The sequence below is a fragment of the Myxococcus qinghaiensis genome (assembly GCF_024198215.1).
GTDB classification, from domain to species: Bacteria; Myxococcota; Myxococcia; order Myxococcales; family Myxococcaceae; genus Myxococcus; species Myxococcus qinghaiensis.
In genome coordinates, this window is the sequence record NZ_JAKCFA010000024.1 from 111564 (window position 1) to 123570 (window position 12007).

The following is a 12007-nucleotide window of genomic DNA, read 5'->3' on the forward strand; positions in this document are numbered from 1 at the left end:
CTGGCGCCCCGTCCACCGCCTCCGGAGGAAACGGGGCCTTCGTCTACTGGACGAAAGAGCGAGACTCCCGCTTGCAAGCCAACACTGACGTGTTCTCCTAGGTGGCTGAGAAGAGGGGCACCTTGGGCGACGACCACGACGACCTCCTGAACACCGGTGACGGAGGCATCACCTACTCGCAAAGAGACCACTCCAAGCGCGACACGGAGGATCAGCTCCGGCTGTTCATCTCGAGCGTCGTTGACTACGCCATCCTGACGCTGGACGAGCGCGGCCATATCGCGAGCTGGAACCCGGGGGCGGAGCGCATCAAGGGCTACCTGGCCGACGAAATCCTGGGCCAGCACTTCAGCGTCTTCTACCCCCCGGAGGACGTGGCCTGGGGCAAGCCCGCCTGGGAGCTGGAGTGCGCCATCCGGCTGGGCCGGTTCGAGGACGAGGGCTGGCGCATCCGCAAGGACGGCTCGCGGTTCTGGGCCAACGTCGTCATCACCGCCCTCTTCGACGAGAGCGGGGAGCTGCGCGGCTTCGGCAAGGTGACGCGGGACTTCACCCAGCGCAAGCAGGCGGAGGAGACGCGGGAGCTGGAGCGGCTGCGCGAGGCGCTGCTCGCCCGCGACGAGTTCTTGTCCGTGGCCTCGCACGAGCTGAAGACGCCGCTCACGCCCCTCCAGTTGAAGCTGTCCTCCCTGCGCCGCCTCGCGGAGAGCAACCCGGAGGCGCTGCTGGCGGACGGGCGGCTCGTCCGGGAGTTGATTTCGGCGGGCGGGCAGGTGCGCAAGCTGGCCGACCTCATCGACGACCTGCTGGATGTCTCGCGCATCAGCGTGAGCCGGCTCCCGCTGGAGCCCGCGCGCCTGGACCTGGCCGCCCTGGTCCATGACGTGGCGACGCGCTACGGCGCCCAGGCCGCCGCCGCGGGGTGTCACCTGGACGTGGAGACGCCCCCTGGCGTGGAGGGGATGTGGGACCGGCGGCGGATGGACCAGGCCGTGACGAACCTGCTCACCAACGCCATCAAGTATGGCGCGGGAAAGCCCATCCTCCTGTGCCTGCGCGCCGATGACACGGTGGCCGTCCTCACCGTGAAGGACGAGGGAATCGGCATCGCGCCCACCCAGCAGCAGCGCATCTTCGAGCGCTTCGTGCGCGCCGTCTCCGAGCGCAACTACGGAGGCATGGGCCTGGGCCTCTTCATCACCCAGCAGATTGTCGAGGCCCACGGCGGGAGCATCCACGTGGAGAGCGAGCCGGGGAAGGGCTCGGCCTTCACCTTCAAGGTGCCGAGGACGGCGATGACGCCCGGCAACCCGACCGCGTCGATTCCCCACGCCTGAGCCCCGGGCACGCCAGCCCGCGAATCGAGGCTGGCGACCCGTCCCGCTGTTGCCGGTGGGCCTACTGGAAGCTCACCTTGCCGTCGCGCTGGTAGCAGACGTGCGCCGTGCCGTCCGTGGGGCGCACCGCCACGCTCGGACGCGAGCCCTCCTGCACCGTGCCCAGCTGGGTGTACGTCCAGTAGCCGCGCGCATCCGGGGTGATGAGCTCCAGCGTCGTCGCATGGCGCTGGGCGATGAAGAGCTTGCCTCCGCCGTAGGTCAGGTCGTTCGCGTCGTTCTCGAAGTCCACCGGCGAGGCGACCAGGGTGCTCGTCGTGAACGGGGCCTTCACCGTGAGGTCCTGCAGGGCGCTCCTGGTGCCGTCGAGGGCGCCGCTCGACAGGAGCAGCAGGTGCTGGCTCGGCCCCCAGACCGCGGAGAGCCACAGGGTGTTGTTCCGATTCACGCCCTCCAACTGGAAGATGTCCGTGGCCACGCCGGGCCGCACCCCCACGTAGGACTCCGTGCCGGAGCCCGGGCTGTAGGGGATGTACAGCGCGCCCGAGGCGTCGAAGTTCACGTCGCCCATGAGAATCGCGGTGTTGTGCTGGGCGATGCCCCAGGTGCCAGGCGCCGTCCGGGTGGCGACACGGACACCCGTCCCGAGCGAGCCATCGCTGAAGACGACGACGGGCTGCAGGCCCTGGTTCGGATTGAGCGCCACGCTGACGCGCGTGTAGGACGTGCGGTTGGCGGGGTCCACCTCCTCGCGCACCCAGCTGCCGTTGACGCGCGTGGCATAGGTCATCCGCCAGTTCGCCGCCGTCGTACCGGGCAGGCCGGGCCCCTTGAGGTAGACGACGTGCGGCGTCCCGCTCGCCACGTCCAGCGTCAGGGCGATGTTCCAGTTCAGGACGTAGGTGCCGCCGTTGTTGAAGCCCGGGCCGTCAATCTGCTCCGTCGTCCACGTGGTGCCATCCCACGTCGCGTACCACAGGCCCTTGTGCGTCTCGTTCGTGTAGACGAGGTGCCCCTTGCCGGCGGTGTCGAAGGCCAGCTCGCAGAGCACGCCCGTCACGTCCGGCCCGGCGTCAATCGCCGTCCCCGGCGCGACCGCGGCGGCTACCACGTTGAAGTTGAACAGGCCCTCCGCCGTCTTCCCCGACGTCGTCTCCACGGAGACGGACAGCGACGCGGTCCCCTCCTCCGGCAGCGTCCACGTCACGCGCTCCGCCTCGGCCGCGACAGCGCCCGCGTTGGCGCTCCAGCGCACCGCCTTGAAGGACTCCCCCGAGGCGGTGACCTTGAAGCGCTCCTGCGTCCCCTCCACATAGGGGCCCTCGCCGCCCTCACGCTCGATGAGCAGCACCACCGTGCCGGGAGGACCGTGCGAGTCGATGACCTCCGCCTTCTTCTGCGCACCGTCACACGCGGCGAGCAGGGACACACCACTCACCAGGAGGCACCAGGAAACAACGACCTTCTTCAGCATGATTCGGACTCCCGTTGATGAGGACCGGCGCGCGACAGGCACGCCGGACCGGAGCCGCGACGGCTCCACTCACCGCATCAACGGGTGTGCTCCAGGAATGTCTTACGAAAAGCGAGACATGGCGGCGAAAACACCCGGCTCAAGGAGCTCCCTGGGCCTGCTGCCCCGGAGGAAGGCGCCGTCCCGTGGGAGTGGGGATTGCCGCCTGGGTGTGGTCCACGAAGAGCAGCCCGTCATACGCCCCGGCGGCCCGGACGACCCGGGGCTGGATGTCCTTGCTGAAGACGGCCCCGTAATTGCGCGTGTACCGGGGCTGCACGAAGAAATCAGACACGCTGCCTTCCTGGGGAAGGCCTCGCAAATCCAGGGCGAACGCCGACACCTGTGCCCGCGCGAGGGTTCCATCGAGCCAGCCGATTTCCGCGGGCGGGACGGTGTGGGGAATGACGCCCCGTCGCGGCTCGTTCGGCTCGCTCGGCAGGTGCACGGCCTGGAAGGAGCCCTGGTTGAAGACGAAGCCAAAGACATACATCCGTGAGCCCAGGGCCTCGCGCAGATGCTGGCCCATGGACAGAGAGCCGCCACGGTCCGAGGTGCCGACATGGCCGTTGTGCGCCCAGAGCACCATCCGGGCCTCAGGGCCTTCGTGCTCCAGAACCCAGCGCGCGTTCTCCGCCATCGCCCGGTCCCTGAGGTCATTGCTCGAAAGCGGGGCCACGACAACCTCGGCGAGCTGGCCCAGCACGCGCGCGTGGCGGGCTGCCAGGGCCCGGGCATTCTCCGAGCGCTTCCGGACGGGCAGCCGCCGCAAGCGGGCGTCGACCTCCGCGACGAGTCCGGCGAGTTGCTTCCCGGTCTCCACCGAGCGCGCCTCGGGGCCCTTCTTCTCGTCGAGGAACGGCGCCATGGGTCCGAGCAGGCGCTGGTGGAAGGCTGGGTCCTCCTGCTCGAAGAAGTCGACGAGGGCCCGCGCGGAGGCAGCGGTGCCCTGCATGTCCACGCCGTAGAACTTGAGCTTCCTCGGATGGCTCGGGTCCGCGTTGTAGGCCCGCATCCACCGGATGAGGGCCAGCACCTCCTCGGTGTCCCAGGTCCAGAAGCCCAGGCCCGCGAGTCCCTTCGCCGGGTCCCCCTTGCCGGTGAGGACGTACTCGTTGAGCGCGAGCGAGTCTCCAAAGCTGGCTTCGATGGCGAAGACGGTGAAGCCCATTTCCGTGGCGAGGAACTCCAGCATCCGGTGCTTGAGCTGGAAGAACTCGCGGGTGCCGTGGGTCGCCTCCCCCAGGGCGACGACGCGGGCTCCGCCGAGCACCTGCTTCAGCGGCTGCAGGTCGGCGAACCCATGGCCCGCCTCCACGGTGGCGAGAGGCACCAGCGACTGCTTCACCCACGACACGACCTCCGCGGAGGGCGGCGAGCTCTCGGGCAGCGGCCGCAGGGTGAAGTCCAGGTCCGTCACCGACCTCTCGGCGGAGACCTGCAGGTCTCGCCCGGTGGGCATGAAGCCCTCGGAGAGGAGGGCCACCCCATACCCGCCGACGGGCAGGGCCACCTCATAGGCCCCGCGCGCATCCGCCTGGACGTAGAGCATGTCCCCCAGGAAGTCGCTGTAGCGGCCCAGGTGCAGCCAGGCGCCCGCGACGGGCTTGCCCGACTCCGACTTCACGACGCCCCGGAGGACGTGCGCGGAGGGGGCGAGCACCACCTCGAGTCGACGCGGGGAAGCGCCTGCCGCGAGCTTCACGTCCATGAGGAAGGCCGCCTCGTGGCCCGTCGCGCTGACGGTGAGGCCGTACTCACCAGGAGGCAGGCCGTCGAAGTGGAAGCGGCCATCCGGCCCCGTGCGCATGCGGGCCGCGGGAGGTGAGCGGTCCGGATTCCAGTCCTCACGCGCGGGAATGAGCGCGACCACCGCGCCCTCCACGGGTGTGTGAGCAGCGCTCTGGACCTGGCCCTCCACCGTGGCGGTCGTCACGGCGGGGGCCACCTTGTCGACGGGAGCGGCCGCAGGAGAGGGAACACGCGGAGCGCCGGAGCTGGCGCACGCGAGTGGAAGCACGAGCCACAACAGACGAAGGACTTTCACGCGGACCTCGGGGTGGACGACGGGTGCTCGGCCGGGACGCACCGGGCCTGGAAGGCCCGGCACATCCGCCGTGAAGGGACATCGGAATGGAGGGGGCGATGCGCCCACCTGGCATCGGCGCGCTCACCCCGAAGGCGGCGGCGCTCACGTGCTCGGGAGGGAACGGAGCCGAAGCGGGGAGCCACGCTCCCACGCTCCAGCGTCCGGGTGTCGCGGACCGTCGACGGCGAACGCTACGGCGAGACGTTCTCCTGGTAGTCGCTTGGGATGACGAAGCGCGTGGCGTCCGGTTCGATGAACTGGATGTTGGAGACGCGCAGGGTGCCGAAGAGGTCGGACTCCTCGCGGATGGCGTAGCCCAGCTCCGCGTCCACCCACTGCGTCACCGTGTCGTGCGGCGCATGGACGCGGCGCCACCGGCGCGTGAGTCGTCCCTCCACGACCTCCTCCCCCTGGAGCTGGCAGTCCGTCTGACGCTCCGAGCAGCCGCCCGGAAGGTGCAGCGGCAGCCCCAGGTCTCCCGGATGGGGCATCACGTAGTAGTCGCGCTCCCTGACATCCAGGGACACCCGCTCCCGGCTGTTGACGTCATAGAGCATCACCAGTCGGGCACGGCCATTCTCGGCCTCCAGGCGGATGCGACCGCAGCGGGAGACGGAGATGCGGTTGCGGATGGTCCTCCCACCGCTCTCGTGGGTCGTGATGGCGGTGAAGTCCTTCGGGTAGACAGCCCGCGAGCACACCGCCGCCGAGAGCCCGGCCCTCGGCTGCGCGGGTGTGGACAGCGGTTCGGGCACCTCCCACGCCCAGGCCGCGCCGGAGGCCACCAGCACCGCGAGCACCACGCCGACACGGCCGGCCAGTCGCGCCTTGCGAGGCACCTCGCGCCGTGGCGCCTGCCCGAGCATCCGCCGCACCCGCTCCGCCAGGGGCTGGGTGCCCGCGCCCAGCGCCACCACCGGGCCCTCCTGCCGCAGCTCCTCCAGCCCCAACAGCGCGCTGGAGTACAGCCGCGCGTTGCCGCAGAAGCCGACCGCCGCGTCATCACAGCAGTGCTCGCGCTCCAGCCGCACCTGGGCGGACAACCAGCGGGCCGCGGGGTGGAAGAAGAACAGCACCTCCACCAGGGACTGCACGAAGTTGACGACGGTGTCGTGGCGCCGCACGTGGGTCAGCTCGTGCGCCAGCACTGCTTCCAGCTGCGCCGGGGAGAGCCGCTCACGCATGCCGCGCGGGAGCACGAGCACCGGGCGCACCACCCCCAACACCAGCGGAGACGGCGCGAAGGCGGACTCCAGCACCTTCACCGCGCGACGCAGGCCCAGCTGCCCGGCGACGTGCGACACCAGCAGACTCAGCGCCGAGGAGGCGGGCGCCGCGGGCCGCACCAGCCGTCGCGTCAGCCGCCGCCAGCCCAGGACCAGGCGCAGCAATGCCACACATGCGCCGCCGAGCCAGAGCCCGCCCAACACGAGGGGCCAGCGCGTGAGGAAGGACTCCGGCGCGGGCTCCGGCATCGCCCGGGAAGACGGGCTCGGCAGGGCGCCCCCCGCGAGCCGCTGGGAGTCCACGACGATGGACGTCGGGCGCTCGCTCTGCGCCGCCACCAGCGCCCGCGCCACGGGGGTGGAGGCCGGAGAGGACAGCACCAGCGTGGCCACGGGCGCGAGCACCAGCGCGGCCAAAGCCAGACACCCCACGGCATAACGCGCGCGCGCCGAGCGGTGCCGCAGCAACCACAGCGCGACACCCGTGATGAGGACGATGACGCTCGTCTGCCACACGCCATGAGCCAGCCACAGGGCCACCGCGCGCCCCCACTCCTCCATCAGCCAGGCGGGGCTCATCGCTTGCTCCCCTTGTCCTCATCCAGCAGCCGGCGAAGGTCTTCCAGTTCCTCCTTCGAGGCGGGCTTGAGCGACAGCGCCTGCACGGCGAGCGCGCCCGAGGAGCCGCCGAAGACGCGGTCCAGCAGGTCCTTCACCAGCTGGCGCTTGGTGCGGGCCTCCGCGACGCTCGCGGCGTACACGTGGCTGCGCGCGCTCTCGTCACGGCTCACCAGCCCCTTGGCCGACATCACCTGGAGCTGCTTGAGCGTGGTGGTGTAGCCCGCGCTCTTGCCGTCCTCGCGTCCGAGCGCCTCGTGCACGTCTCGCACGGTGCTCGGACCGCGCTTCCAGAGCACACCAAGGATGGCGAGCTCCACTTCCGTGGGAATGGCATCCGTCGTCATGCGGCCAAAGTACGACTGCAATCGTATGTTGTCAACGACGAGCGTCGTACTTCGTCACCGCTACCCCGTGGCGCGCTCCGTGCCGGGGCTCTTCGCACCCTGCCCCCAGCCCGACACGCAGCCCAGGTCATGCTCGCGCGCGAAGGCCTCCAGTCCGCGCTGATGCTCCGGGGTGAACTCCCTGCCATCCGGGTGGCGGCCGAACAAAGGACAGGCGCCCAGCCGCCGCCAGACCCTGTCCGAATCCCATTGAGGGAAGGCCGCGGCGACATGCGCGTGCATGCCCCGCAGCGCATGCAGACAGCACTCGAGGACGTCCGAAGGCGCCGAAGGTCCGAACTCCATCATCCGCCCATTGATGAGCGCCGGTTCGAGGCCCGCGGAGGACAGCCGCTGGAGGAACCTCACGCCCCCGTCGTTGAACCCGGCCAGTGCGCCCGGCGCACCTGCGACGGGCAGCGTGTAGGAGAGCTTCAACGTGGGATGGACGCAGAGCAGCTGGGAGAGGGCCGCCAGGTGCCGCACCTGGCCCTCGTCGTCGTGGAGGAAGGCGCCCTCGAAGGCGAAGTCCAGGTGGCGCACGCCGTAGTTGCGCAAGACGGCCGCGTAGGTCGTGACGAGCCTGGACACGTCCGTCTCCACGGCTTCGAGGGGCACGTTGGACGCACCGCCAAAGGACAGCACCACCGTGCCGCCGCCGCGCCGGAAGTCGTCCAAATCCAACTTGCCGTAGTCGGAGACCGTCGCGTCCCCCGCGTACGTCTGGCCATCCTCCGAGTCCACGAGCAGGGTGCTTCCGCCCCAGGACGCCGACCTGTCACCGGCCGGCCGCACGGCGAGGAAGCCGAGGAAGACGCCGTCGAGGCCGGACTGCCTTGCGTACGCGGACACGCGAGGCGTGGGCCACGCCGTGTAGTCCACGAAGGGAGCCCGGGGCACGTCCCAGTCCCCCGCGTCCGGCAGCGCCGCCGCCGTGCGGACCTTCACGACTTCCGAGGGCGCCGAGGCGTTGTCGGCCAGGTCCAGCGCCACCACCGAGACTCGGTACTCGCACCCCGCTGACAAGCCCATCAAGGTGATGGCCGGCCGGCTCGTCATGAGCGTCCAGGCCTCGCCACCGCCCTGCTTCGAGTACGTCACGCGATAGCCCGCGACGGCGACGTTGTCCGTGGACGCGTCCCACCCCACGGTGATGAGCCGGGAGCCCACCAGCGTGGCGTGCACCCGCTTGGGCGTCGTGGGCGGCTCGGTGTCGAGCGGCGGGTCCGCGGGGCGCCCGTTGACGGTGAAGTCGAAGGGAAGCCGGCCCTGGGCCTGGCCCCGCACCGACAGCCGGAACTCGCTCGCGGCGCGCGGCGGGATGACGTTGCGCTCGGACACCAGGGTGCCGGACACAACCTCTCCGCTGCGACTCCAGACCAGGCCGTAGTTGTTCTGGAGGACCTGTCCCGCTCCCACCTTGAACGAGATGACGGGATTGACCACCACCTCGTCCGACAGGTTCAGCAACGTCACCTTGAAGGTCGACCACGAAGGTCTACCGCCCGACACCCACTCCGGGCGCGCCACCACCACCAACGTGTTTCCCACCATGGCGACGGTTGTGCCGGATGCGGGGCGGGCACGACATTGCCCAGGGGTTCCTCCCCCTTGTCGCTCAAGTGACGGGACGCGCCCCACGGTGTCGCTGCGGGGCGCGTCCAGGATGGAGACCGCTGGCTCCGGGCACCGCACGTGAGGCGACAGCGCTACAGGCTACCGGTGGCCACGGCCCTTGGGGCGCCGGGTGAAGGCCTACTTGTCCCGCGACAGGATGACGACGCTGTAGGGGCCCAGGTTGTTGAGGGAGCCGCTGGCGGGCAGGCCGTCCTTGCCGTTCCACTTGCCGCCCACGTCGAAGCTCTGCGCGTTGCCGAAGTCGCCGGAGTAGCCCTGCCAGTCGCTGTTGTAGCGCACCTTCCACGTGCCGTCGGAGGGCAGGCCCAGCTCGTAGTCGGAGAGCTGCTTGCCGCCGAAGTTGACGACGACGATGGTGTCGTCGCCCGGCCCGCCCTTGTCCCAGCGGTGGAAGGCGATGACCTTGTCATTGTTGTTCACGTGGTGGACGTTGACGTTCTCCCCACGCAGGCCCGCGGTGTTGTCGTTCCAGTTGCGCCGCAGCTTGATGAGGTCCGTGTACGCCTGGTTGATGCCGGCGAAGGACTCCTTCTTCTGCCAGTCGAGCGGGTCGCCGTCCTGGAAGTGGCCGTCCTCGAGGAACTCCTGGCCCTGGAAGAGCATGGGAATGCCAGGGCTTGTCATCGTCAGCGCGGCGCCGATGAGCGAGCGCTTCTTGGCGTGGTAGCCCCCGGAATCCCAGCCGCCCACTTCACTGGGCAGCCGCTGCTTGCCATTGGCCACCTCGTCGTGGCTCTCGGTGTAGATGACACGCTGGGTGGCGTTGCCGTTGTATTTGAAGCCAATCGCGCGGGCGACGGCGTTCATGTCGCGGTCCGCGTCGGAGAAGGCCGTCAGCGCCGTGCGCACCGGGTGCACGAAGTTGGAGTCCCACTGGGTGTCGAAGTTGGCGCCATCCGGATGCGTGAGGCCGCCCTCGTTGCCCAGGTCCTCCGCGATGATGATCTTCTGCGGGAACTCGCGGTTGACGGCGTCGTTGATGTCCCGGAGCAACTGCCAGCCCTGCGGGTTGTCCGCGCCGCTGGCCTGTCTGATTTCCTTGGTGGCATCCAGCCGCAGGCCGTCCATGTGGTAGTCGCGCAGCCACATCATCGCGTTGTCGCGCAGGTAGTCGCGCACCTCCGGGCGGCCGTAGTCCGGGCGCGTGTCGCCCCACGGCGTCTTCGCGCGCCAGTCCGTGTAGAAGTAGCTGCCGCCCTTGCCGTACGTCTCGCCGTCGAAGTCCCAGTGGGGCAGGTCACTGGGCCCCAGGTGGTTGTAGACGACGTCCATCACCACGCCGATGCCGCGCTTGTGCGCCTCGTCCACGAAGCGCTTGAGGTCCTCGGGGCTGCCGTAGGCGCTCTCCGGCGCGTTGGGGAACGCGGGGTTGTAGCCCCAGCTGAAGTCGGCGGCGAACTCCGCCGAGGGCATCAGCTCCACGACGTTGATGCCCAAATCCTTCAGGTGGTCCAGCTTGTCGATGGCGCTCTGCCAGTTGCCGGGGCCCCAGCCAGGGGAGTCGTTGAACGTGCCCACGTGCATCTCGTAGATGACCGCCTCGTTCCAGGCCGGCATCTTGAACTCCCAGTCGTGCTTCCACTCGTAGGACTTGTGGTCGACGATGACGGAGTTGCCCGTGGAGTTCGTCACGTCGTTGGCGCGCGGGTCTCCCTTCCAGCGCCAGTCGCCGTGCTTGCCCTGGATGACGTACTGGTACTGCTCGCCGGCCTTCGCGCCGGGGACGTCCAGGGAGAAGTTGCCGCTCGGCTCGCGCTTCAGCTCCACCGACTCCCAGTTGCTGAAGTCACCGGCCACCTGCACCCGCTGGGCGTTGGGCGCCCAGACGCGGAACGTCGTGCCTCCGTCGTAGGGGATGGCGCCCATGCCCGGACGGCTGGAGGGCTGGGACGGCATGGGGACGGCGGTGGCCCGGGGCAGCTCGGCGACGAGGCTCCCATCCTTGCGGACCAGGTCTCTCCCCGCGGGCCCATGGTCCGCCGGAGCACGCCGCGCCTCCGCGTTGCGCGTCTGCCGGACGTCGTCGAAGAAGTCCTTCACCGCCGGCCCGCGCGCGCCAGCCGCCTTCCCACTGGACGCGGGACGCGGCGACTCGGACTCGGTGGAACGGGACGTGGAGGAAGAGGCGGGACGGCTCGGTGGGGGAATCCGGGTGGGCATGGCTCGGCCGTTGTCTGGAGAAATCCAGAATCAGTATCGAGCACACGCCCTCGAGGTTGCTTGAGGCATGTGACAGCCACTGCCGGAGCCCGCTGAAACAGCATCAACCTGAAAACAAATACACGTTATCCACGGCTGATATCCGCGCGCCCCACATCGTGGGACTGACTCCCACCCGACCGGGCGCTACTCGTGCGGGAAGTGCGGGTCCCGGGCGACGACGACGTCCGGGGCGGCGTCGCGGTTGAGGGCGTCTCCGTGAAACCCGGCCTCACCCACGGAAGGGGCGGAGACACCGCGCCGGGCCTCCGCCACGCTCTTGAGGTCGGCCAGGCCCCGTTCGAAGTCCCGGCCCATCACCTCGTCCATGCTGGCGAAGAGCTGCAGGGCCTTGCCGGCGAAGGTGTTCTCCCCGGTCATCACCCACGTCAGCGTCACGCCCTCGTCGGTGGGGGTGAGCAGGTACTCGGTGGTGTTGGTGGCCCGCATGGGCACGGTGAAGTCGAGCCGGATTCGCACGGAGGTGTTCGGGCGGCTCTCCACGATTTCCATCCGCCCCGAACCCGTCCGCTCGCCCCGCCACGCGTAGACGGCGCCCACACCCGAGGACGCGCCCTCGAAGGAGACCTGCTGGGTGGGCTCCAGCTTCCACCAGGGCGACCACTGCTCCCAGTGTTGGAAGTCGTTCACCAGCGCGAAGACGACCTCGGCGGGTGCCTGGATGTTCGCCCTGCGTTCGACCCGGAACGTGCCGGGCCGCTGGCTGATGGCGACGAGCAACACGACGACGGCGACCATCGAGACGATGCCTGATGTCCTCTTCATGAAAACTCCCGGACGTTCAAAAGGATGGATACGTCGGGCCCCCCCGGGCCATGCACCGAGCGCTCAATCGCCGCTCTGCAGCGGCGACGAATGAGGACCCCTCAGATCGACACGGGGTTTGCGATTTTCCTGGTCTTTCCAAGTACGCGGAATGATTGATGCTGGCACCTCCGGAGGGCTCCCATTAGAAGTGGGCGGCCTCTTCGACGCCGGAC

The 12007-nt window shown here is 69.4% G+C and carries 8 protein-coding genes; 1 reads left to right on the forward strand and 7 read right to left on the reverse strand.

All coding sequences use genetic code 11. The features are described from left to right. Nucleotides 1–122 precede the first annotated feature (122 nt). On the forward strand, nucleotides 123–1337 hold the full coding sequence (locus LZ199_RS35740; protein ID WP_253998259.1) for a PAS domain-containing sensor histidine kinase: 1215 nt from the start codon (nucleotides 123–125) through the stop codon (nucleotides 1335–1337). 61 nt (nucleotides 1338–1398) lie between these two features. Here LZ199_RS35740 and LZ199_RS35745 read toward each other — a convergent pair whose 3' ends face one another. The 7 genes from LZ199_RS35745 to LZ199_RS35775 all read right to left on the reverse strand — a co-directional run bounded on the left by LZ199_RS35745 (nucleotide 1399) and on the right by LZ199_RS35775 (nucleotide 11792). Then, nucleotides 1399–2811: a hypothetical protein gene (locus tag LZ199_RS35745; RefSeq protein WP_253998260.1), complete on the reverse strand. Its 1413-nt coding sequence runs from the start codon at nucleotides 2809–2811 to the stop codon at nucleotides 1399–1401. 139 nt (nucleotides 2812–2950) lie between these two features. Continuing rightward, nucleotides 2951–4786 (reverse strand): erythromycin esterase family protein, encoded by a 1836-nt coding sequence (locus LZ199_RS35750; RefSeq protein WP_253998261.1) that lies wholly within the window; start codon nucleotides 4784–4786, stop codon nucleotides 2951–2953. Nucleotides 4787–5130: 344 nt separating this feature from the next. After that, the gene (locus LZ199_RS35755) at nucleotides 5131–6744 is read right to left on the reverse strand and encodes a M56 family metallopeptidase (RefSeq protein ID WP_253998262.1); all 1614 of its coding nucleotides are present in this window, start codon (nucleotides 6742–6744) and stop codon (nucleotides 5131–5133) included. Beyond that, nucleotides 6741–7130: a BlaI/MecI/CopY family transcriptional regulator gene (locus LZ199_RS35760; RefSeq protein ID WP_253998263.1), complete on the reverse strand. Its 390-nt coding sequence runs from the start codon at nucleotides 7128–7130 to the stop codon at nucleotides 6741–6743. Before LZ199_RS35760 ends, LZ199_RS35755 begins: the two co-directional genes overlap by 4 nt. 60 nt (nucleotides 7131–7190) lie before the next feature. Continuing rightward, nucleotides 7191–8723: a fibronectin type III domain-containing protein gene (locus LZ199_RS35765; protein ID WP_253998264.1), complete on the reverse strand. Its 1533-nt coding sequence runs from the start codon at nucleotides 8721–8723 to the stop codon at nucleotides 7191–7193. Between the two features lie 201 nt (nucleotides 8724–8924). Continuing rightward, nucleotides 8925–10967, reverse strand: coding sequence for an alpha-amylase family glycosyl hydrolase (locus LZ199_RS35770; RefSeq protein WP_253998265.1), 2043 nt, complete (start codon nucleotides 10965–10967; stop codon nucleotides 8925–8927). 186 nt (nucleotides 10968–11153) lie between these two features. Then, nucleotides 11154–11792, reverse strand: a complete 639-nt coding sequence (locus LZ199_RS35775) for an SRPBCC family protein (protein WP_253998266.1) — start codon at nucleotides 11790–11792, stop codon at nucleotides 11154–11156. Between the last annotated feature and the right edge of the window lie 215 nt (nucleotides 11793–12007).